The 19,141-nt window shown below is 67.8% G+C and carries 26 protein-coding genes and 1 tRNA gene; 16 read left to right on the forward strand and 11 right to left on the reverse strand.

Annotated elements, in window-relative coordinates:
- The first annotated feature begins 10 nt into the window (after positions 1–10).
- Entirely contained in the window at positions 11–2,041 is a 2,031-nt protein-coding gene (locus tag ACYVO7_RS06815; RefSeq protein ID WP_460449061.1) for an ASKHA domain-containing protein, read from the forward strand.
- A gap of 16 nt (positions 2,042–2,057) precedes the next feature.
- On the opposite strand, the gene ade is transcribed toward ACYVO7_RS06815, so the two are convergent.
- A complete protein-coding gene (ade, locus tag ACYVO7_RS06820) occupies positions 2,058–3,773 on the reverse strand; it encodes an adenine deaminase (protein ID WP_460449062.1) in 1,716 nt (571 codons plus the stop codon).
- Positions 3,774–4,097: 324 nt separating this feature from the next.
- On the reverse strand, positions 4,098–4,364 hold the full coding sequence (locus ACYVO7_RS06825) for a hypothetical protein (RefSeq protein WP_460449063.1): 267 nt from the start codon (positions 4,362–4,364) through the stop codon (positions 4,098–4,100).
- Between the two features lie 213 nt (positions 4,365–4,577).
- Here ACYVO7_RS06825 and ACYVO7_RS06830 point away from each other — a divergent pair, with 213 nt between their 5' ends.
- From ACYVO7_RS06830 to ACYVO7_RS06845, 4 genes are all read left to right on the forward strand, one after another.
- On the forward strand, positions 4,578–4,832 hold the full coding sequence (locus tag ACYVO7_RS06830) for a hypothetical protein (RefSeq protein ID WP_460449064.1): 255 nt from the start codon (positions 4,578–4,580) through the stop codon (positions 4,830–4,832).
- A gap of 103 nt (positions 4,833–4,935) precedes the next feature.
- The gene (locus tag ACYVO7_RS06835) at positions 4,936–5,493 is read left to right on the forward strand and encodes a hypothetical protein (RefSeq protein WP_460449065.1); all 558 of its coding nucleotides are present in this window, start codon (positions 4,936–4,938) and stop codon (positions 5,491–5,493) included.
- A 271-nt stretch (positions 5,494–5,764) separates the two neighbouring features.
- Positions 5,765–6,031: a hypothetical protein gene (locus ACYVO7_RS06840; protein WP_460449066.1), complete on the forward strand. Its 267-nt coding sequence runs from the start codon at positions 5,765–5,767 to the stop codon at positions 6,029–6,031.
- Positions 6,028–6,279, forward strand: coding sequence for a hypothetical protein (locus ACYVO7_RS06845; RefSeq protein WP_460449067.1), 252 nt, complete (start codon positions 6,028–6,030; stop codon positions 6,277–6,279). Before ACYVO7_RS06840 ends, ACYVO7_RS06845 begins: the two co-directional genes overlap by 4 nt.
- 33 nt (positions 6,280–6,312) lie before the next feature.
- On the opposite strand, the gene ACYVO7_RS06850 is transcribed toward ACYVO7_RS06845, so the two are convergent.
- Entirely contained in the window at positions 6,313–6,561 is a 249-nt protein-coding gene (locus tag ACYVO7_RS06850; protein WP_460449068.1) for a hypothetical protein, read from the reverse strand.
- 141 nt (positions 6,562–6,702) lie between these two features.
- A complete protein-coding gene (locus tag ACYVO7_RS06855) occupies positions 6,703–7,212 on the reverse strand; it encodes a cold-shock protein (protein WP_460449069.1) in 510 nt (169 codons plus the stop codon).
- 540 nt (positions 7,213–7,752) lie between these two features.
- Between ACYVO7_RS06855 and ACYVO7_RS06860 the strand changes: the two genes are divergently transcribed.
- From ACYVO7_RS06860 to ACYVO7_RS06885, 6 genes are all read left to right on the forward strand, one after another.
- Positions 7,753–8,208 (forward strand): FKBP-type peptidyl-prolyl cis-trans isomerase, encoded by a 456-nt coding sequence (locus ACYVO7_RS06860; RefSeq protein ID WP_460449070.1) that lies wholly within the window; start codon positions 7,753–7,755, stop codon positions 8,206–8,208.
- Between the two features lie 117 nt (positions 8,209–8,325).
- Positions 8,326–9,651, forward strand: coding sequence for an Hsp70 family protein (locus ACYVO7_RS06865; protein ID WP_460449071.1), 1,326 nt, complete (start codon positions 8,326–8,328; stop codon positions 9,649–9,651).
- 135 nt (positions 9,652–9,786) lie between these two features.
- Positions 9,787–10,110, forward strand: coding sequence for a hypothetical protein (locus ACYVO7_RS06870; RefSeq protein ID WP_460449072.1), 324 nt, complete (start codon positions 9,787–9,789; stop codon positions 10,108–10,110).
- Positions 10,107–11,564, forward strand: a complete 1,458-nt coding sequence (locus ACYVO7_RS06875) for a methyl-accepting chemotaxis protein (protein ID WP_460449073.1) — start codon at positions 10,107–10,109, stop codon at positions 11,562–11,564. The genes ACYVO7_RS06870 and ACYVO7_RS06875 overlap by 4 nt, the downstream gene beginning before the upstream one ends.
- A 135-nt stretch (positions 11,565–11,699) precedes the next feature.
- Positions 11,700–11,775: transfer RNA gene (locus tag ACYVO7_RS06880), tRNA-Glu, on the forward strand.
- A gap of 163 nt (positions 11,776–11,938) precedes the next feature.
- On the forward strand, positions 11,939–12,166 hold the full coding sequence (locus ACYVO7_RS06885) for a hypothetical protein (protein WP_460449074.1): 228 nt from the start codon (positions 11,939–11,941) through the stop codon (positions 12,164–12,166).
- A gap of 261 nt (positions 12,167–12,427) precedes the next feature.
- Here the strand turns inward: ACYVO7_RS06885 and ACYVO7_RS06890 are convergent, their stop codons facing one another.
- From ACYVO7_RS06890 to ACYVO7_RS06905, 4 genes are all read right to left on the reverse strand, one after another.
- A complete protein-coding gene (locus ACYVO7_RS06890) occupies positions 12,428–12,811 on the reverse strand; it encodes a hypothetical protein (protein ID WP_460449075.1) in 384 nt (127 codons plus the stop codon).
- Between the two features lie 16 nt (positions 12,812–12,827).
- The gene (locus ACYVO7_RS06895) at positions 12,828–13,211 is read right to left on the reverse strand and encodes a hypothetical protein (protein ID WP_460449076.1); all 384 of its coding nucleotides are present in this window, start codon (positions 13,209–13,211) and stop codon (positions 12,828–12,830) included.
- A 1,191-nt stretch (positions 13,212–14,402) separates the two neighbouring features.
- On the reverse strand, positions 14,403–14,735 hold the full coding sequence (locus ACYVO7_RS06900) for a hypothetical protein (RefSeq protein ID WP_460449077.1): 333 nt from the start codon (positions 14,733–14,735) through the stop codon (positions 14,403–14,405).
- Positions 14,732–15,118, reverse strand: coding sequence for a hypothetical protein (locus tag ACYVO7_RS06905; protein ID WP_460449078.1), 387 nt, complete (start codon positions 15,116–15,118; stop codon positions 14,732–14,734). The genes ACYVO7_RS06900 and ACYVO7_RS06905 overlap by 4 nt, the downstream gene beginning before the upstream one ends.
- 398 nt (positions 15,119–15,516) lie before the next feature.
- Here ACYVO7_RS06905 and ACYVO7_RS06910 point away from each other — a divergent pair, with 398 nt between their 5' ends.
- The 3 genes from ACYVO7_RS06910 to ACYVO7_RS06920 all read left to right on the forward strand — a co-directional run bounded on the left by ACYVO7_RS06910 (position 15,517) and on the right by ACYVO7_RS06920 (position 16,870).
- Complete coding sequence (locus tag ACYVO7_RS06910; protein WP_460449079.1) at positions 15,517–16,125, forward strand: hypothetical protein; 609 nt, start codon at positions 15,517–15,519, stop codon at positions 16,123–16,125.
- A gap of 165 nt (positions 16,126–16,290) precedes the next feature.
- A complete protein-coding gene (locus ACYVO7_RS06915) occupies positions 16,291–16,617 on the forward strand; it encodes a DUF6894 family protein (protein ID WP_460449080.1) in 327 nt (108 codons plus the stop codon).
- Between the two features lie 112 nt (positions 16,618–16,729).
- Entirely contained in the window at positions 16,730–16,870 is a 141-nt protein-coding gene (locus ACYVO7_RS06920) for a hypothetical protein (protein WP_460449081.1), read from the forward strand.
- A 16-nt stretch (positions 16,871–16,886) separates the two neighbouring features.
- Here the strand turns inward: ACYVO7_RS06920 and ACYVO7_RS06925 are convergent, their stop codons facing one another.
- Both ACYVO7_RS06925 and ACYVO7_RS06930 read right to left on the reverse strand, forming a co-directional pair.
- On the reverse strand, positions 16,887–17,099 hold the full coding sequence (locus tag ACYVO7_RS06925) for a hypothetical protein (protein WP_460449082.1): 213 nt from the start codon (positions 17,097–17,099) through the stop codon (positions 16,887–16,889).
- A gap of 214 nt (positions 17,100–17,313) precedes the next feature.
- Entirely contained in the window at positions 17,314–17,691 is a 378-nt protein-coding gene (locus ACYVO7_RS06930) for a response regulator (protein ID WP_460449083.1), read from the reverse strand.
- 233 nt (positions 17,692–17,924) lie between these two features.
- On the opposite strand from ACYVO7_RS06930, the gene ACYVO7_RS06935 reads away from it, so the two are divergent.
- Together ACYVO7_RS06935 and ACYVO7_RS06940 are read left to right on the forward strand one after the other, a co-directional pair.
- Positions 17,925–18,098, forward strand: coding sequence for a hypothetical protein (locus ACYVO7_RS06935; protein WP_460449084.1), 174 nt, complete (start codon positions 17,925–17,927; stop codon positions 18,096–18,098).
- Between the two features lie 18 nt (positions 18,099–18,116).
- Positions 18,117–18,326 (forward strand): hypothetical protein, encoded by a 210-nt coding sequence (locus tag ACYVO7_RS06940; RefSeq protein WP_460449085.1) that lies wholly within the window; start codon positions 18,117–18,119, stop codon positions 18,324–18,326.
- 81 nt (positions 18,327–18,407) lie between these two features.
- On the opposite strand, the gene ACYVO7_RS06945 is transcribed toward ACYVO7_RS06940, so the two are convergent.
- A complete protein-coding gene (locus tag ACYVO7_RS06945) occupies positions 18,408–19,025 on the reverse strand; it encodes an ATP-dependent DNA ligase (protein ID WP_460449086.1) in 618 nt (205 codons plus the stop codon).
- Positions 19,026–19,141 lie beyond the last annotated feature (116 nt).

A 19,141-nucleotide genomic window follows, 5' to 3' on the forward strand; every position in this document is an offset into this window, starting at 1 on the left:
GCAGGTGGCCATGAAGAGGACACACGTGACCGACGCCCCCGACCATCTCGTCGTCTTCACCCCCTCCGGCAAGCGCGGGCGCTTCGCCGAGGGCGCGAGCGTGCTGGAGGCCGCGCGCAAGTTGGGCGTGGACCTGGACTCGGTCTGCGGCGGGCGCGGCATATGCGGGCGCTGTCAGGTCCAGGTGGCCGAGGGCTCCTTCGCCAAGCATGGGGTCGAGTCCCGCCAGGATCACGTCACGGCCTGGAACGCGGTCGAGGAGCGTTACGTCTCCAAGCGCGGGGCGCTGGCGCATGGCCGCCGGCTCGGCTGCCAAGCGCGGCTTTGCGGCGACCTGGTGATCGACGTGCCGCCGGACTCCCAGGTGCATCGCCAGGTGGTGCGCAAGCGGGCCGAGGCCCACCCCATCGAGATCGACCCGGTCGTGCGCCTCTATTACGTCGAGGTCGCCGAGCCCGACATGCACGATCCGGCCAGCGACTTCCGGCGCCTGCAGGCGGCGCTGGCCGAACAATGGAGCGTAGAGGGCGTCACCGCCGGGCTGCCGGTGCTGGCCGGCCTGCAGAAGACGCTGCGCGCCGGCGCCTGGAAGGTCACGGCCGCGATCCGGCGCGGCGGCGAACTCGTCGCGCTTTGGCCAGGCCTGCGGGAGGCCGCCCATGGTCTCGCCGTCGATGTCGGCTCCACCACCATCGCGGCCCACCTGACAGACCTGATCACTGGGGAAGTCGTGGCCTCGGCCGGGCTCATGAACCCGCAGATCCGCTTCGGCGAGGACCTGATGAGCCGGGTCTCCTACATCATGATGAACCCGGGCGGCGACCGGGAGCTGACGCAGTCCGTCCGCGAGGCGCTCGACAGCCTCGTCGGCGAGGTCGCCCGCGAGGCCGGCATCGAGCGCGGCGACGTGCTGGAGATGACGCTGGTGGGCAACCCCATCATGCATCACCTCGTGCTGGGCCTTGACCCGGTCGAACTCGGCGGCGCGCCCTTCGCGCTCACCATCGACGGCGCCTACGAGACCCCCGCGGTCAATCTCGGCGTCAGGATCGCGCCCGGCGGCCATGTCCACGCGCTGCCCTGCATCGCCGGGCATGTCGGCGCCGATACGGCCGGCGTGGTGCTGTCCGAAGGCCCGTACCTGAAGGACGAGCTCACGCTGCTGGTCGACGTCGGCACCAACGCAGAGATCGTGCTGGGCAACCGCGAGCGCCTGCTCGCCTGCTCGTCCCCCACCGGCCCGGCCTTCGAGGGCGCGCAGATCTCCTGCGGCCAGCGCGCCGCGCCGGGCGCCATCGAGCGCGTGCGCATCGACCGCGAGACGCTGGAGCCGCGCTACAAGGTGATCGGCTGCGACCTGTGGTCCGACGAGCCGGGCTTTGACGAGGCGACGAGCCAGACCGGCGTCACGGGCGTCTGCGGCTCGGGCATCATCGAGATCATCGCCGAAATGTGGCTGGCCGGGATCATCACCCAGGACGGCGTAGTGGACGGGGCCATGGCGGCCCGCTCGCCCCGCATCGAGGCCCATGGCCGCACCTTCTCCTACCTGCTGCGCGAGGGCGAGCCGCGCCTCGCCATCACGCAGAACGACGTGCGGGCCATCCAGCTCGCCAAGGCGGCGCTCTACGCCGGCATCAAGCTGCTGATGGACCGCTACGGCGTGACCGCCGTGGAGCGCGTCACGCTCGCCGGCGCCTTCGGCAGCCATATCGACGTCACCTACGCGATGGTGCTGGGCCTGATCCCGGACTGCGACCTCGCCAAGGTGGCCTCCGCCGGCAACGCCGCCGGGACCGGCGCCCGCATCGCGCTGCTGAACGCCCGGTCGCGCGCGGAGATCGAGGGCGTCGTCCAGCGCATCGAGAAGATCGAGACGGCGCTGGAGCCGGCCTTCCAGGCGCATTTCGTCGACGCGATGGCGATCCCCAACAAGGTCGACCCCTTCACGCAGCTGAGCCGCGTCGTCCGGTTCCCGGAGCCGAAGGCCGCCGGCGCGGGCGAGGACGGCGGCCGGCGTAGACGCCGCCGCGACGGCTGAGCGGAGCTTCGCTCGCCTATTCGGCGAGTTCGAAGCGGTCCACGTCGACGAGGCCCTTGTCGCTGATCTTGAGATGCGGGATCACCGGCAAAGGCAGGAAGGCGACCTGCAGGAAGGGCTCGGCCAGCACGACGCCGAGCGACTTCGCCGCCGCCCGCAGCGGGATCAGGGCGTCGCGCACCTCCTCGAAGGAGAGCAGGCTCATCAGCCCCGCCACCGGCAGGGCGAGTTCGGCGGTGACGCGTCCTCCCTCGGCCACCACGAAGCCGCCTTCGATGGCGCCGAGGCGGTTGACCGCCACCGCCATGTCGGCCTCGTCCGCGCCCACGACGCAGATATTGTGGCTGTCGTGCCCGACCGAGGACGCGATCGCCCCCCGCGTCATGCCGAACCCCTTCACGAAGCCGCGCCCGATGCCCGAGCCGGCCATGCTCAGCCCGTGCCGCTCCACCACGGCGACCTTCACGGCGTCCTGGTCGAGGTCGATCCGGCGCTCGCCATTGCGATAGGGCAGCGTCAGCGTGAGGCGCTCGGTGATGATCTTGCCCGGGATGACGCCGATCACAAGCGTCGTGGGGCCGGGCCCCGGACAGGCGAAATCGGCCGACTCGACCCGGCGCGCCTTGACGCTGTGGCGCCCCACCGGCGCGACGCTGCGGCGCGCGGCGAACAGGTCGTCCCCGACGAGCCGGCCCGCGCTGATCACCCCGGAGACGACGCATCGCTCCAGGTCGTCCAGCAGCGCCATGTCGGCGCGCCATCCGGGCGCGACCAGGCCGCGGTCGCGCAGGCCGAAGGCGCGGGCGGCGGAGATCGAGGCCATCCGGTAGGCGTCGAGCGGGCGCGCCCCGAGCCCGATGGCGGTCCGGATCAGGTAGTCGAGATGCCCCTCCTCGGCGATGTCGAGCGGATTGCGGTCGTCCGTGCAGAACGCCATGAAGGGGGCGAGATCGGCCGTGATCAGCGGCGCCAGCGCATGCAGGTCCTTCGACACCGAGCCCTCGCGCACCAGCACGGTCATGCCCTTGGACAGCTTTTCGCGGGCCTCTGCGGCGGTGGTCGCCTCGTGGTCGGTCTGGATGCCGGCGGCGCAATAGGCGTCGAGGTCGCGCCCCGTCACCAGCGGCGCATGCCCGTCGATGTGGCGGTCCTGGAAGTCCGCCAGCTTGGCGAGGCAGGCCGGGTCGCCATGGATGACGCCCGGGAAGTTCATGAACTCGGCGAGGCCGATGACCTTGGGATGGTTCTTGAAGGGCAGCAGGTCCGCCGCCTCCAGCCGCGCCCCGGAGGTCTCCAGATGGGTGGCCGGAACGCAGCTGGAGAGATTCACCCGCAGGTCCATGATCGTTTCGGCGGACCAGTCGAGGAAATAGCGCAGCCCCTCGGCGCCCAGCACATTGGCGATCTCGTGCGGGTCGCAGATGGCGGTCGTGACGCCGTGGCGCAGCACGCAGCGGTCGAACTCGCCCGGCGTCACCAGCGACGATTCCACGTGCAGGTGGGTGTCGATGAAGCCCGGAACGACGATGCGCCCCCGCGCATCCACCTGCCGGGCGCCCACATAGTCTCCACCCACGCCGACGATCCGGTCGCCGCAGACGGCGACGTCGCCCGCCGCAAGGTCGCCCGTCACCAGATCGAGGACGCGGCCGCCCTTGACGACGAGGTCGGCCTGCGCCTCGCCCCTGCCCTGCCGGATCATGCGATGAAGCAGCGCCGCGCGATCGGTCATGTGCGTCTCCGGACCTGCCCAGGTCTCTGACGATGGAGGAGGCTGGGCCGCAGGTCCAGAGCAGGCCCGGAGCGCCGCCTTCGCGACCGGAGGCCAGCGGCGGCGCGTCCGGCCGGCGGCGGGGCCCGCTCGACCCATGGTTGCGAGATGATTTCCGCACTCTTCAGGTGCGCGCAAAGAAAAAGCCCGGCTTTCGCCAGGCTTTTTGAAGTTGAAGCAATCGCCACTTTCGTGACCGCCTGGACGGTACCATACGGCTTAGGCCGACCAAGTTACCCTTTCGTAACCTGTTGCGCCCGGTGCTCGGCGCTGCGCCGACGCGGACTAGCGCGGCGCAGCCGGCGCCGCCGGCGATGTTTCCGACCCCGGCGCGCTGGCCGAGCCCGGAGCGTTGGACGGCTTGGGGATATCGGCGTTGGGGTTCTGGCCCACCGGGTAGCGGGTGGCGTTCGGCGGCGCCTTCGGGGCGTGGCCGAACATCTGCGGGGTGACCGCCGCAATGGCGATCGCGGCCACCAGCACGGCGAGGCCGACGGCCCACTTCATTCCCGAATGCATGCTGCGACGTGGATCGCTGTCTCGAAGGCCCATGATCGTCTCCTGTCGGCGGAAAACGTCGTCCGCCAAGGAGTGTTCCCGGTCTCCGCTGAACCGTACTCGATCGGCGCAGGGCGATGCGGAATGTCCATCGCCGCGAGGACTGGCCGCCGATCAGTCGCCACGCCATCCACGGCTCAAAAGAACTTGGAACGGACCTGATTATGCTCGCGTTATGCAGCCATCGCCATGAAGGAGGACACCATCATGAAGATCTTTGCTCTCGCCATCGCGGCCACCCTGGCCGCCTCGACCGCCTACGCCCAGGACACCACCGTGATCCACAAGGAAGGCATGCTGGGCAGCAAAAAGACCGTGATCAAGCGCGACACGGACTCCGACGTCGCCGTTCGCCGCAAGGTGGAGGTTCACACCGGCTCCCTCAGCGACTGCAAGACCAAGACGGTGAAGAAGACCAACGAGATGGGCGACACCGTCAAGAAAACCAAGTCGACCTGCTGAGGTCGGAGTCGCAACCCGTTTTGAGACAGGCCCGGCCGCTCATCCGGCCGGGCCGTGACGCCAATGGCGCCCGGCTCGTGCGGGCCGGCGTTTGGGGGCCTGCATGACGATCCCCGTTCCGTCGCACCACGCTCCAGCTTTCGCGGCGATCTCCGCCGGGGCCCTGGTGGCGCTGTCCTGCGTCGGCCTCGCCTTTTCAGGACCCGACATTTCGGTGGGCCACAAGGTGGCGCCCGCAATGGGCGGCCGCGCCGTACCGGACGACGCCGGCGCGCTGGTTGAGACCGCCCCCGCCGGCCGAGACGTGCGGGTCGTGCTCGCCTCTCCTTTCGGCCCGGCGCCGCCTGGCGCGGCGAAGCCGGGCTTCAGGCCGGCCGTGGAGGCGAAGGCGTCCCCTGAGCTCGCGAGCTTGCCTGCCGCAGCGGCGGCGCAGACCGAGCTTGGTCCGGCGACTCCGGAGGACGCGGCCGGGCCGCCGCCGTCCATCCTGGCTCCCACTCCGGCCCCCGCCGCCGCGGCGGCCGTCGCGGCCGTTTCGGGCGGCGTCCGCAAGGTTGGGAAATCCAGGACCGTCGAGCGGCGCACCAGGCGCGCCAGGGTCGCCCAGGTCAGGAGGCCGGGCTTCAGGCCGCCCCCGTTCCTGGCCTTCCTGTTCCGGTGATCGGACGTTCCGTCGACATGCGATGGTTCCACGACGGGCCGGATCCATCAATCGTATCGAAGGGGTCGATCAAGAATCACGCCACATGGGGGAACGTTATATTTCCTGTGTACGTATCGGAACGTCGGACAGTACCGGACGTTAATCGACGCAGCGACAGAGAAGGAAACACGGTCGGCCACTGTGGCGACCGAGAAAGGCCCCTTCCGGACGCCCCGGGAGGGGCCTCGATATTTGTACTATCCTTTGAACCTTGCATGGAGCGACATCGATGCCGCCCCTTGTCCTGATTGTCGCCTATGACGCCTCGGAAGCTGTTTGGAACGTGCGGATCAAGGGCTATCCGCATTACATGGTCTTCCAGTTCGAGCGCATCGACACCCTGCTTGCGCTGATGGAGGCCGCGAACCACGCGTCGCCCCATTCGGCCGGCGCAGTTCGCTACGAACTGTCCGGCTTGACCGTAGCGCCTCACCCCAAGGCGTGGCAGGAACTGGTGGAGAGCGGATTGACCCGCGCCATGGGGCCTGCCCAATGACCGAACGGCCAACCGACTTCCTCCCGAGCCCCCTCGATCTGGGCGTGCTCAAGATCATTCTGGCCACCATGGAGCAGGGCGCGATCGATCCCGACCTGCGCTACATGCTGGTCGAGTTGCAGATCATGATCGAGGAAGCGGAGCGCTCGTCGCGCGGCGAGATCTGGGAGCAGAAGATTCGCGAGCGCTGGCGCGCCGTCGAGGAAAACGTCAGGGCCGGCCGCGCGAACGCGGCCGACATGCGATAGGCGGTCCCGAACGGACGCCCCGGCGGCGCCGGCTCAGCTCGGCAGCCGCGGGTCCTTGTTGTCCTGCACGGCCTTGGTGGCGGCCTTGGGATCCTTGTCGACGCCGGCCTGAAGAACTCGCGTGGCGGTTTCGGCCTTGCGCTCGTTGCTGTCGGGCAGCGGCGCGGTGTCTGGGCGGGCCTCCAGGCCCTGGTCGGCCGGCTTCTCGCCGCCGGAGCGGCCCGCCGCCTCGAAGGTGCGCAGGGATTCAGGCTGTCGGTCGGTCTTCTTGTCGGTGGCCATGGTGTCCTCCCGTCCTGGCGATGGGAGTCAATGGCGCCGCGGCGCTTCAGTTCCCGCCAGCCCTATCCGGCCCACAGGCGCCAAACGACGAAAGGCGCGCCTTGGACCGGCGCGCCTTCCTGAAACTTCTTCTGGTCGGGTTCAGTCGTCCGTGCGGACCGACGCGGCCTCGGGACCCTTCTGGCCCTGGCGAACGTCGAGCTGCAGACGCTGGCCGACGTCGATCTCGCGCATGCCCGCCCGCTCCAGCGCGGTGGCGTGCACGAAAATCTCGGGTCCGCCGTCATCGGGGGTCACGAAACCGAAGCCGCGCTCCCGCGAGTACCACTTGACGACGCCGCTCTTGGGCTCGGTCGGCCCGGAATCGCGGTTGAAGCGTCCGCCGCCTCCGGCCGGACGAGGGCCGGCGCCGAAGCCGCCCGGACGGGGGCCGCGGGGCGCCTGGGGCGTCGCGGTGCTCGCGTCCACCGACAGAACCTCGGTGACCTGCGGACCCTTCTGGCCCTGACCGACCCGCACCTGCAGGGTCGTGCCGGGCTGCAACTCGGTATGTCCGGCGGCCTCGACGGCGCGGATGTGAAGGAAAGCTTCACCCGAACCATCCGTCAGCTCGACGAAGCCGAAACCCTTTTCGCCATTGAACCACTTCACGCGTGCCTCGGACTCAGGGCCCGTAGACACCGCCCTCGCCGGAGCCGGACGTGCCGAGGGGGCGGGACGCGCGGGCGTCCATTCTTCCTGCCCCCAACCACCACCCTTCGGTCCGCGATCCCAACCTTTGCCCATAGTGCGCCACCTGCCGCCTTCAGTACCGACGGTGAATGCCGTGTCCGGAGCTTGTGGTCAACTGGAATCGCGTAGCAGACGTGCGAAATCTGCGACGGTTCTGGTCCGGGCTGGAACAGAACGCATCGGACTTGGCAGCCAACGATCAGCGACACGGATCATGGCGTGTGCTGACGACCTGTTTCTCAGAGATGCGGGTGGGACAGCTCGGAGAGGCGAGCCGCCCACGCCAGTGCTGTCACCGAGGGCGATTCGCTCGCGGTGATGGATATCGTTTATCAGAAAATTCGCCTTTTCCTACCCGGAAAGCGCATGGCGCGCCGATCGGATTCCTCCAGCGGCGGCGGCCGCGCTTGCCGTTCCGGGCCGGCCCGACTACTGCGGAGGGCCAACAGAGGGAACCCCATGCGCACCGACCCCATGCGCGCCCCGGACAAGAGCGGCCCATCCCGCCGCACCGTCCTGGCGCTGATCGCCGTTCCCATGCTTCCCGCCGCCGCGTCGGCGCAGACGGAGACCAAGATGAACAAGACAGCCTCGGGCCTGAGCTACACGGACGTTACGGTCGGAACGGGCGCGACGCCCAAGCCCGGCCAGACCTGCACGGTCCACTACACGGGCACGCTGGAGGACGGGAAGAAGTTCGACAGCTCGCGTGATCGCAACGAGCCCTTTTCCTTCACCATCGGGCGCGGCCAGGTCATCAAGGGCTGGGACGAAGGCGTCTCCACCATGCAGGTGGGCGGCCGCCGCAAGCTGGTGATCCCGCCCGAGCTCGGCTACGGCGCCCGCGGCGCCGGCGGCGTGATCCCGCCCAACGCCACGCTGCTGTTCGACGTCGAGCTTCTCGCCGTCAAGTGACCGCAACGTTCCGCGCGAGGCGCCCCGCCTCGCGCCTGATCTCCCGGACGGGCGCATCCGCCAGGATGCGTCCGTTTCTCGTTCGACCCGCCTGACGGCGCCTTCCCGACGGTCCCCATGACGCGCGCTTCGCCCTCCTCTCCCGGCCCGGTCTCGATCGGCATCGATTTCGGCACCAGCAACACGGTGGTGGCGCTGTCGCGCCCGGGCCATCCGGCCAGCGTCGTGCGCTTCCGCCATGAAGGCCGCCACGCCAGCGACGGCACGGCCTTCATCTCGGCCCTGTGCTTCTGGGAGGACGGCGGCCGGGCCGGCAAGCGGACCCGCATCGAGGGCGGCCCCTGGGCCGTGGAGGAGTTCCTGGAGGGGCTCTCCAACCACCGGTTCATCCAGTCCTTCAAGACCTTCGCGGCGAGTTCGTCGTTCCAGGACACGCGCATCTTCGGCGCGCGCTACCGGTTCGAGGATCTGCTGCACGCCTTCCTGTCCAACGTGCTGGGCCATGCGGGCGTGGCGCCCGACGGAGGCTCCGTCGTGGTCGGCCGGCCGGTGCGCTTCGCCGGCGGCGCGCCGGACGAGGCGCTGGCGATGCGGCGCTACCAGTCGGCTTTCGACCGGCTGGGCGTCGCGGCGCCCCGCTTCGTCTATGAGCCCGTGGGAGCGGCGTTCTTCTACGCCCAGCAGCTGGAGAAGGACGCCACCGTGCTGGTCGCCGATTTCGGCGGCGGCACCAGCGACTTCTCGGTGATCCGCTTCGAGGGGACCGACGGGGCGCGCCGCGCCCGGCCGCTGGGCCACGCCGGCGTCGGCGTCGCGGGCGACACCTTCGACTATCGCATCATCGACAAGGTGGTTTCGCCGCGCCTGGGCAAGGGCGGGAACTACCGCTCCTTCGACAAGCTCCTGTCGCTGCCGACGCACTACTACGCCAATTTCGCCCGCTGGAATCAGCTGGCGATGATGAAGGCCAATGGCGACCTGAAGGAGCTGCGCCAGCTCGCCCGCGCGGCCGTGGACCCCGAGCCCCTCGAGCGCTTCATCGAAATCGTGGAGAACGACCTCGGCTTCGCCCTCTATCGCGCGGTGTCGGCGGCGAAGATCGGCCTGTCCTCGCAGGACGCGGTCGACTTCCGGTTTCAGGACGGCGGCGTCGACATCGCCGCCCGCGTCGCCCGGGCCGACTTCGAGGGCTGGATCGCGCCCGACATCGAGCGGATCGCCGGCGCGCTCGACGAAGCGCTCGCGCGCGCCGGAACCCGGGCCGAGCAGGTCGAGCGCGTCTTCCTGACCGGCGGGTCCTCCTTCATCCCGGCCATCCGGCGCGTATTCCTGGAGCGCTTCGGCGAGCGCCGCCTGACCTCGTCGGACCAGTTCGAATCCATCGCGTCCGGCCTGGCCCTGATCGGCGGGGAGCCCGACCTCGACAGATGGGTTGCAGCCTGACGCCGACGCACGGATCGGGCGAAATGTCGCAGGGCCTGGCAGCCGCGAGCGCCTCATTCGCCGGCTTTCCGCGCCCTGCGCGTAGCACTTCTTCAAACCTTGCGACGCATGGTGGGCTGTCAACGCGAGCCCCTCATGAGAACGTTTCTTCTGACCGCCGCCTTTTTGTGCGCGCCGCTCATCCCCGCCGTCCTGGCCCGCTCAGCCCCGGAGCCCCGGGGGGCCGTCGCCGTCGTGGTGAACCCGTTCCGGGCCGAGGGCGCGTTCCGCGCGGTCGCCGCGGCCGAGGGCCGGGTCGTGCGGCTCGGCCGCTGGCCGTTCATCGCCGTCGCCGAGACGGACGGGCCCGACGCCGAGGACGGCCCCTTCCGCGACCGCCTGAGGGCCGCCGGCGCCTGGCTCCTGCTCGATCCCCTGGGCCTCGGCGCCTGTGTCGAGCCGCGCGGAGCGGCCTCGTGACGACCCTTTCTGAATTTCGCCGCTGGGTCGGCGCCCGCTTCATCGCCTTCCTGTGGCTGAACGCGGTCGGGCTCCTCGTCCTGCAGACGCTGGCGCCGTCGCGCTACGGGCAGGCGATCCTGATCACGGGCCTCGCCGGCACGTTCGCCTGCACCCTGCTGTGGCGCCACGACCGCACGGGACTGAACACGCGCCTGTGCACCGGCCTGATGGCCGCCGGCTTCGCGGCGCTGTTCCTGGCCAGCGCCGAATCCAGCGGGGTCGTGGTCGACGCCCACATGTACTTCTTCGCCGTGCTGGCCATCACGGCGAGCTGGTGCTGCTGGCGCTCGCTGGCGGCGGCGGCCGGGTTCATCCTGCTCCACCACCTCGCGCTGAACGCGATCTACCCGGCCGCGGTCTTCCCCGAGGCCTCCCATGTGGGCCGGGTGGCCCTGCACGGGTTCATCGTGGCCGTCGAGGTCTCGGCGCTGGCTCTGATCGCCAGCCGGCTCGTCCAGAGCTTCAAGGCCACCGAGGCCGCCATGGAGGAGGCGGCCGCCGCCAGCCGCACCGCCACGCGCCTAGCCGACGAGGCCGCGGCCCGGGCCGAGCTGGACGGGGCGGCCTTGCGCTCCCTGCGCGAGACGATCGCGGACGCGCGCAGCAGCGTGACCGCGCTGCTGGACGGCATCCACGCCTCGGCCACGGAGCTGAAATCCACCAGCCAGCATCTGGCGACCTCGGCCACCGATTCGGCCGCGACCGCCGCGCGCGCCGAGCAGGCGGCGCTGGCCTCCAACGACGGCATCTCGCTCATCAACGTTTCGACCCAGGAGCTCACCAAGGCGGTCGCCGAGATCGGTGAGCGCATGAGCGACACCGCCTTCCTGATCGAGGGCGGCACCACCAAGGCCTTCCAGACCCGCCAGAAGGCGGCGGACCTGTCGGAGGCCATGAGCCGGATCGCCACCTTCGTGGACGTCATCCGCAACTTCGCCGCGCAGACGAACCTCCTGGCGCTGAACGCGACCATCGAGGCCTCGCGCGCCGGCGAGGCCGGGCGCGGCTTCAGCGTGGTCGCCAGCGAAGTGAAGCATCTCGCCGGGGAGACCGCCAAGGCCACCCTGGCCATCGAGAGCCAGGTGCAGGAGATCCGCGCCGTCACCGATGTGACGGTCGACGCGGTCACGGCCGTGGTCACCGTCATGCAGTCGGTGGACGGCCAGGCCTCGGAGATCGCGGCCGCGGTGGAGCAGCAGCACGCCGCCACGCACGAGATCGCGTCCGTGATCCAGAACCTGGCCCGCGACACGATGATCCTCGGCGCGCATGTGACGGACGCCACGCGGGCGGCCCAGAGCACGCTCGAAGCGGCCGACGTGGTGGGGGCGGCCTCCGACGCCATGCAGCGGACCGCCGATCGCCTGCGCAACGAATTCGAGCGCGTCATCGCGCGCCTGCAGGCCGCCTGATCGGCTTGCCGAGGCGCCTGAGCGCCGGCCCGCCCGGCGCGCTTTTTCCGATCCGACCCCCGCATTTGCGCTTGAAGCGCCCGGCGGGGGTCGTTATAGGAGGGCTCCCGCGGCGGCCCAGCCCGCCAGCGAGCCGCTCCCATCGTCTAGCGGTCTAGGACGTCGCCCTCTCACGGCGAAAACAGGGGTTCGAGTCCCCTTGGGAGCGCCAGTTATTTCAATGACTTCGGCGTTGCGGACCCTAATTCGTCAAATATGAGCGGAATAAGCTCCCATGTACGGGCGCGGACGTTGCTGGACGGTTAGGCCGTTCGGGCTATTGCCCGTGCATCAGGCAGCCGATCCCATGCTCTCTCGTGATGAGGGAGCGGATCATGGTGGCAGGCTGGGCGGTGCGCGTAAGCTTCATCTTCGGCGGGCAGGTGGTCAGGGACGGGCAGCCTTTGTACCACGCCGCCTACTCCGACCCCAGCGAAGCGGTTGGCGCTATCCGGCGGGTCTCACGGTTAGAATCCCACCAGGCCCAGATCGAAGCCGTTGCGGCGCTCCCGGCCGAGGCTCTGGGCGTGCTGAAGACCGGCCAAGTGATCCGACGCTACTGAACCACCGACATGCGGACGAGCGTCTAGCCTGCTGGCGGACGTTTGGCGCGTCGCCGCAACAGTACGCGCCCGCGCTCGAGGAAACCACACCCGCCTTCGGGCACACCTCTTCTGGAAGACCGTTACCCGTCCTGACGCGCTTCTGAGCCACGCTGTGGCCCTCTGCCCCGCTCTGGCGCTTGGTGCGCCGACGCTCTGCAGCCGTCCACCGCTGTATCCAGTCCTGCATTTGCAGCGGGATGTGGCCTAGCCATCTTCCGATCAGGCCCGACGTTCTGGCGAGATGATCCGCCACAAGATCATCTTCTGACCCGCCACCTTCCCGAAGTGCTCGGTCATCGGCACCGGAGTGCATTTATCTAACGCGGCCAAAGCCGCCGCGATGAACTTCCTCTGGGTGTCCTGATCGCCTGTCAGCTTCGAATAGGCGACTAACGGCTTTCCTCGCAAAACTCCGATGTGATTGAGGCTGAACCGCAACGTGATTTCTGAGCCCTCGCTACCGGCGGGCAGAGAGACGCATTGGCCGAGGAACGCGAACAATTCTTGAATCGTGTTTGGCGCTTGAGATACCGGCCGCTGCTGAGCGCTTACCGGGGCACTCATGCCGGCGATCATCCCCGCGATGGCCAGGAAGTACCTCATGCCGGCCTCCAAGCAATCAAGCGCCGGGAGTCGCCCGTCGGAACTGGATTCCGCAGCGCTTTTGAACGCTGACCTGCTCGATAGCCTCCATTTCGCCCTTGAGGCGGGCCAGTTCGCCAGCCGTCGCACCTTCGCCCTTGATGAAGAACAGCGCGGGCCAGAAGAGCACCACGCCAACGCCAGTCGCGACCGCGTCGCCCGTCGCCTTGGAGTCCTGCACGCCGGCCAGCTGCGCCGCCCTGGACGACACACGGGCCGCCTCTTCCGAGATCTGGGAGCAGGACCAGCTCTGATAGGAAACCGGCGACACGTAGGCCGCGGCGATGTTCTCAGACCGGGAAGCGCACGCAGCAACAGACACGCAGCCGAGAACGGCCACGGCACGAGAGATTTTTGACATCAAAGCCCCACAGGTTCAGCCCGTCCGAACTGTGGCACAATTGTGTTTGGGACGACAATGCCCGACATACCGAATGAGCCAATTATGCTCATCATTAGCTGAGTTCAGGTGATTCGAACTCGTGCGCGCTGCAGCTTGGCGATGTCCCTGTTTGCCTTCGTGAGCGCCGTCTCCAGCTCGCGGACCCGAGCGCGAAGGTGGGCCTGGTCGCCAAATTTTTCGTCTGAAAGTCTGCCACCGACTGCCCCGCCAGGTCGCTGAATTCGAGCCCGGCAGTGCAAAGCGTCCGGCTGATGGCGCCCACGGCGGACAGGATCTCGCCCTCCTGGTCGCTCCCCAGCATGGGGATCAGCTTGCGCAGACGTTCAGCCGTCGGGCTGTCTAGCAGGCTGGCCGTTCAGCCTTACGCCTTTGCAGCGTGGTAGACGCAGGCTTTGCCGTCGGCATAGGGGGTCGCACCCCGTGACTGTGGCTGCGACCCCCGTCTCAGGCACCGCGCGTCCGGCGAATTGAGAAAGCCGGCAGATCCCCGCCGCGATCCGCCGCGCCTCGTCGCGGGTGAGGTCGCCGGCGTCGGGCTCGTCGTAATAAACGGCCGCAGGCTGGTGGAGGCGGGACCCGTCGTTAAACGAGCAGCCAACCGCTGTCGGTGGTGAGCCCAAAGGGACTCAGCCAAGAGGTTCGGGGGCTCCAGCCCATGCTCTGGCAACGGCAAAGAGAACCCCGCAGTCGGCGGGGCGAGGTGGGGAGGGAACTGGCCCGGCTGGAGGGGTCAGGCCGAGCAAAACCTGGGGTCACGAGCCTGTGTTCACGCTTCGCCTTGCGGAACATCGCTAGGACCCCGATCTCGATCGCAGGAGGAACTCATGTCGACCCTGCTCTTCCGCTTCGGCGCCGCCGCCGCCATGCTGGTGGCGAGCCCCACGCTGGCCTTCGCCTGGAAGCTCATCGGCAACGGCTGACCCCCTCATGGTCCTTGGCGCACGGCGAGCTGGGGAAGCCGACTGATCCCCGCCGCGATGCGCCGCGCCTCCTCGCGGGTGAGGTCGCCGTGGGCTGGCGGTCGAGGTTCACGCACCTTCGACGATGCAGGTATCACGTTCGGCATGCATTGTTGCCCCCATGCAACCCCCTAAAGGCGAGACGGGGTAAGCGAACCCCCGCCGATCCGAAGACCGGCGGGGGCTGCGATTACGCGGCCAGAAGGTCGGCTGCGTGGATGGAGATGTGGTTCTGCGCAACGACCTTGACGCCGTCGAGCGCGGTCAGGACCACGTCGTAATCGCCAGCCGCCACGTTCGGCGTCCCCAGCCAGAAGCCGAAAGCGGCGTTCTCCGAGTTGCCGAAGGCGTCGGGGGTGCCGGCGTCGTCGCCGATCACTGGTGCGCCCGCGGCGTTCGCCCAGAAGGTCGAGCCGGCCGCCTTCGTCAGCGTCACATAGGAGACGCCCACGCCGGGATCGGTGTCGAGCTGCAGGGTGAGGGTGAGACCGGCTCCGCCCTTGACGGCGTAGTCGATGCTCATATCGGCGCGGTGGCGGGGAACGAGCTCGGACCCGCGGTGCCGGCATAGTGAACCGTGCCGTCAGCATCGACGCTGGTGACGGTGTCCGGGCCTATACCGCGATGGGCGCCGCGCAGATCGAGCTCCACGCCCTTGGCGACGTTCTGGATCACGTTGAAGCCAGTCGCGCTGATGCCGTTGCCGTTGATGAACGTGCCGTCAGCCTTCTGCAGCGCCGGATCGACGGTGCCATTGGGATCCTGGACGATCGTATTATGGGCAGGAACCGTCACGGTGACGGACGGACCAGGAGTATCGTCGAAGGTATGGACGACAGTGGCGCCCTTGAGTTTGGCGCCGAGGCCGGTGGTGAAGGCGAGCTTGTTCGCCATTTCGTTTGCCATGTGGTGTGCTTATCCGTGTGTTAGGGCAAATGCGTCCCGTGAGCCGGCAAGTGGCGTGCTCGCCGGCCTGCGGGCAGCGGTCGCCAGCCCCGTACAGGAGGAGGGAGCAAAACTCCTGTGACCCGAGGCTTGGGTCAGCATGGTTAACGAAAACTTACCCGCGAGAGCCCTTCCGGCACAAAGGCTTGCGCGAGCAACAGCCCCGGCGCGACTGTGGCGAGGAGGCATCGGCCAGTGCTGTCGCGGTCTGTTCCCGTTGACCGTGGCGGCCCCCCAGACGATCCTCGGGGCGTCCACCAACCCCTAACCGCCCCGCCAGCATTTCGGCCGGCTGCGGTCCGCATTCAGGCCTGTCGAGGAGTCGCCCGTCATCCATGGTAGCCACGGGAGGATCACGCATGAGCGCTCTTCACGACTTCGCCGCCAAGGCTCTGGAGAGCAACCGCATCAGCTTTGGCGACCTTCGCCGGCTGCAGCGCGACGTGCTCCCGCAGCGGATTGCGACGACGGATGAGGCCGAGTTGCTGCTGACCGTTGATGGAGCCCTGGCGCGCGCCGACCGCGACTGGAACGACTATCTGGTGGAGGTCGTTGGCGAGTTCACCTTGTGGGGAATGGGTCCATCTGGGCGCATCACCCAGGCGAAGGCGGACTGGCTCCTGGCCGCCCTGGCTGCGGCTCGAGCGAAGACCGCGTCGGCCGTCCTACGCCAGCTCGCGACCCAAGCTCCGCAGATTGATCCTGACGCGCGCATCGCGGGTCGCGCGGCAGCACGGAGTCGGGCTGTTGCGGCCCCCCCGGGCGGGGCGGCGGCAGCGGGGAGGGGAGTCTGCAACTTCCGTGGGACAGGCCCCTGTGCGGGTCGCGCCGTGGGCTCCGTGGAGCACGGCTGGCTACCAGGTAGCCTACCGTTGTGGCTGACGCGGAGACATAAGGTCAGTTTTACAGCATTGCCTGCAAGCAAATGCTGCACTGCAACGCTTGCCATGCTGCGCTGCACACACTAGCTTCCGGGTGTGGCCAGCGATGGCCATAGCCCTCCTTGGGCGTTTCCTCCCTAGACTTGGGGCCGCTCTTCGGGGCGGCCCTCTTTATGCCGCGCACTAGGCTGGGGAACATAAGCGCAAGAAGGGAATTGACGAAAATCCGCCGCCCCTCCGCAGGAGGTCAGTGTGCCGCTGTTTTTCTTTCACGTCCGAGACGGAGAAAGCTTACTGCGCGACGAGTGCGGGGCGGAGTTCCGCAACTTGCGCGAGGCAGTGGATGAGGCCATCAGAGCGGCCCGGGAGTCAGTGGCCGAGAAGGCGCGAATGGGAGTCGACACCTCAAGTCTTCGGTATGAGGTCTGTGGTGAGGGAAGCATGTTCGCCTTCCCGTTTCCCGCTCCAGCTCGCGATTCCGGCTCTCGGGAGCCGCCAAAGCCCACTCATGCCAACGTATTCTTGCAAGTCGGCCGATGGCTCTTGCGCCACAGCCTGGGGACGGCGGTCTGTCGGTAGCACGCGACCTGCGCAGGTCATCCGGGTTAGGCCTAGTCTCGCTCGCCCAAGCTTGACCGTTGCCGATCGGCCAGAATCAGGCGCACCGTCAATTTATCGACGGAGGTCGCCCATGCGCACCATCCACGCTTCCAAGCAGTTGCCGACCTCTATCCGCCTTCGCGGCCAGCCATCCCTAGGCTGGGGCGAAGCGCACATGCGGGTCCTGCTCGCCGGCTTGTTGCTGATCTGGGATTGGCGTTGGGTAGGCTGAACTGACCCGCAAACGCTTATGTGGGCTTGGACGATGAGCTGCTCCGCTCGGCGCTTGCGCCCTCGCGGGCGGCCCGTAGCGCGCGCAGGCGTTCCGTCTTTTCGCGCATTTGGGCTCCCTCTTTGGCCAGTTGCTCGAGCACGGCCTGATCGGCGGCGCGGCGCTTCTCCGCCTTGCTCTCAAGGCGTTCAAGGATGGCTTGACCGTGTTTGCCCTTCCAACTGCTCATCCCACGCTCCGTCTTGTGAAAACGCGAACTTGGCATGAGAGTTGCGGCTCTGACGCGAGCGAGCGGCACCACGGACACAATGGAGGCCACGCTGCACAAATCACGAACACTGCGATCTATCAAAATTGACGTGGATCAATTCACCGAGACAAAGGGAGAATCATTACATAACCCCAAGGTAAGGCGTCCCGTGCTCGCGAGGTGTGGCTCCGGATCAGCGCGACGCCACTCCGTCCAGTTCGCGCCCAATCATCTGAGCCAAGTCGCGTCCCTCGACAGGTTTCAGCATCACCGGCCCGTGCGCCTGGGCAAATTCAATAAACTCCTCGAATGCAGTGATGAAGAGGACGGGCAACCCAGTCCGTCTTGCCCGGGCCATCAAAGCCAGCGAAACCCCGTGGGGGCTGTCTTTCCCCAGCACCACATCCGTCACCAAGACATCAAAGGGCAGTGGGCCGTCCAGCAGCTCAATAGCCTCAAACGGGCTTCCAGTAGCCGTAACGTTGTAGCCCTTGCTGCCAAGGAACTTCTCGAAGGCGTAGCGGAGATGGGGGTCATCCTCGACGAGGAGGATAGAACGCGATGCTACCATTAGGCAGCTAGGCACACGTGGTCGTTAAAGGTCAAGCTGTCGGCTATTGCACCCTCTCCCGGCCGCGCGATTCCGGCTATTTACGTCAGCTCCTTGCTGCAGGGGTGGATCCGCCCGGATCATCGTCAGGCAACGCAAGGTGGCCGCCTTTGTCGTTCCACATAGAACGATGGGGAGGCTGCGACATTCTGTCAGCACGGGGCGGCGATGGCTGACAAGGCGGAGCGGAGCGGATGGAACCGGACGACGAGGTGATGGCTGGCGAGCACCACACCGTCTTGCTCGAGCAGGCTCTCTGGGAGTTCTGGCACGACGTCGTTGACGAGCCGCTGCCGCCGAAGATCCTAATGCTGCTGTGTGAGCTGGCCCGCCAGGAGGGGGAGCAATCTCACCGACGACTTCACTGAAAGTTACCGGGATTACGGATGACCAGACTTCACCGGCGGTTGCTCATCCTGGCCGAAAAGGGACGCCTCAGATACGAAGTCGGATCGCATGCCGCCAAGTTCATGGGCCCTTTCGCGGAGGCGCTGGAGCGCAACGGCTGGGTCAAACAGGTCGCGTCTGGCGGTTTCATGGCTTTTCAGATCACCGATGAAGGCGCCCGGCATTTTCGCCGGTTGCTCGAGCTTTAGGAATTGGAGCGCATCGGGGTGCCTGCCCCGTAGGGCCCTGAGTTTCTTGAACCGGAGACGCCCGCGTGCACGCACGCGGGTCTATCCGTGCCGCACGTAGTCTGGGCACTTCGACTTCAGCCAGCGCCGCGACCGGCCCGACCGATACGGGCTGTCCCAACGCTTCGAGATGATGCCTTCCAAGCCAAGGGCGCAGGCATGACGGAACAGGGCCTCGCCGTCGTCGGCGGTCTCGTCGACATAGGCGACCCCGTCAACAGGCTCGTCCTCCACCAGGTGGCGCAGCACAGTCCGGCGCGATGCCAGGGGCCAGGGGCGCAGATCTTTCCCGTCCAGTTCGAGGATATCGAATGCCATCAGGATGGCGTGCTGGGCGCCGGCCTTCGACCTCAGGGCGTGGAAGTCGTCGCGCCCATCGGGGAGCTGAACGACCGCCTCGCCATCGAGCACACAGGAGGTACAGGGAAGCTCCAGGAGGCCGCCAACGATCCTCGGCAGGCGCTGGGTCCAGTTGAGGGCGTTGCGGCTCCACAGGCGCGCCTGCGCGCCCTCACGACGGCAGATCATCCGGAAGCCATCGTGCTTCGGCTGGTGGATCCAGAGCGGACCCGTTGGGACACGGTCGGCGGGACAGGCGAGACAGGGCGCAATGAAGCCTGGCGGGGTGCGTCGCTTGTGGGCTGGGACAGGCGGGCGCATGGGCGTCCAAAAGAAAAGGCCCCGCGGTTTTTCCGGGGCCGCGGGGCCATTGTGCAACTCGGAGGGGGGCGTTTCGTCGTTGCAGCGGGAGAACGTCGGGCTGCGGCACTAGGTTC

This window comes from Alsobacter sp. SYSU BS001988 (genome assembly GCF_054796215.1).

What these genes read in the sequence shown, in the direction of transcription:
- ACYVO7_RS06815 (WP_460449061.1), top strand. Translation starts at nt 11, where the DNA reads ATGAAGAGGACACACGTGACCGACGCCCCCGACCATCTCGTCGTCTTC.
- ade (WP_460449062.1), bottom strand. Translation starts at nt 3,773, where the DNA reads ATGACCGATCGCGCGGCGCTGCTTCATCGCATGATCCGGCAGGGCAGG.
- ACYVO7_RS06825 (WP_460449063.1), bottom strand. Translation starts at nt 4,364, where the DNA reads ATGGGCCTTCGAGACAGCGATCCACGTCGCAGCATGCATTCGGGAATG.
- ACYVO7_RS06830 (WP_460449064.1), top strand. Translation starts at nt 4,578, where the DNA reads ATGAAGATCTTTGCTCTCGCCATCGCGGCCACCCTGGCCGCCTCGACC.
- ACYVO7_RS06835 (WP_460449065.1), top strand. Translation starts at nt 4,936, where the DNA reads ATGACGATCCCCGTTCCGTCGCACCACGCTCCAGCTTTCGCGGCGATC.
- ACYVO7_RS06840 (WP_460449066.1), top strand. Translation starts at nt 5,765, where the DNA reads ATGCCGCCCCTTGTCCTGATTGTCGCCTATGACGCCTCGGAAGCTGTT.
- ACYVO7_RS06845 (WP_460449067.1), top strand. Translation starts at nt 6,028, where the DNA reads ATGACCGAACGGCCAACCGACTTCCTCCCGAGCCCCCTCGATCTGGGC.
- ACYVO7_RS06850 (WP_460449068.1), bottom strand. Translation starts at nt 6,561, where the DNA reads ATGGCCACCGACAAGAAGACCGACCGACAGCCTGAATCCCTGCGCACC.
- ACYVO7_RS06860 (WP_460449070.1), top strand. Translation starts at nt 7,753, where the DNA reads ATGCGCACCGACCCCATGCGCGCCCCGGACAAGAGCGGCCCATCCCGC.
- ACYVO7_RS06865 (WP_460449071.1), top strand. Translation starts at nt 8,326, where the DNA reads ATGACGCGCGCTTCGCCCTCCTCTCCCGGCCCGGTCTCGATCGGCATC.
- ACYVO7_RS06870 (WP_460449072.1), top strand. Translation starts at nt 9,787, where the DNA reads ATGAGAACGTTTCTTCTGACCGCCGCCTTTTTGTGCGCGCCGCTCATC.
- ACYVO7_RS06885 (WP_460449074.1), top strand. Translation starts at nt 11,939, where the DNA reads ATGGTGGCAGGCTGGGCGGTGCGCGTAAGCTTCATCTTCGGCGGGCAG.
- ACYVO7_RS06890 (WP_460449075.1), bottom strand. Translation starts at nt 12,811, where the DNA reads ATGAGGTACTTCCTGGCCATCGCGGGGATGATCGCCGGCATGAGTGCC.
- ACYVO7_RS06895 (WP_460449076.1), bottom strand. Translation starts at nt 13,211, where the DNA reads ATGTCAAAAATCTCTCGTGCCGTGGCCGTTCTCGGCTGCGTGTCTGTT.
- ACYVO7_RS06900 (WP_460449077.1), bottom strand. Translation starts at nt 14,735, where the DNA reads ATGAGCATCGACTACGCCGTCAAGGGCGGAGCCGGTCTCACCCTCACC.
- ACYVO7_RS06905 (WP_460449078.1), bottom strand. Translation starts at nt 15,118, where the DNA reads ATGGCAAACGAAATGGCGAACAAGCTCGCCTTCACCACCGGCCTCGGC.
- ACYVO7_RS06910 (WP_460449079.1), top strand. Translation starts at nt 15,517, where the DNA reads ATGAGCGCTCTTCACGACTTCGCCGCCAAGGCTCTGGAGAGCAACCGC.
- ACYVO7_RS06920 (WP_460449081.1), top strand. Translation starts at nt 16,730, where the DNA reads ATGCGCACCATCCACGCTTCCAAGCAGTTGCCGACCTCTATCCGCCTT.
- ACYVO7_RS06925 (WP_460449082.1), bottom strand. Translation starts at nt 17,099, where the DNA reads ATGAGCAGTTGGAAGGGCAAACACGGTCAAGCCATCCTTGAACGCCTT.
- ACYVO7_RS06930 (WP_460449083.1), bottom strand. Translation starts at nt 17,691, where the DNA reads ATGGTAGCATCGCGTTCTATCCTCCTCGTCGAGGATGACCCCCATCTC.
- ACYVO7_RS06935 (WP_460449084.1), top strand. Translation starts at nt 17,925, where the DNA reads ATGGAACCGGACGACGAGGTGATGGCTGGCGAGCACCACACCGTCTTG.
- ACYVO7_RS06940 (WP_460449085.1), top strand. Translation starts at nt 18,117, where the DNA reads ATGACCAGACTTCACCGGCGGTTGCTCATCCTGGCCGAAAAGGGACGC.
- ACYVO7_RS06945 (WP_460449086.1), bottom strand. Translation starts at nt 19,025, where the DNA reads ATGCGCCCGCCTGTCCCAGCCCACAAGCGACGCACCCCGCCAGGCTTC.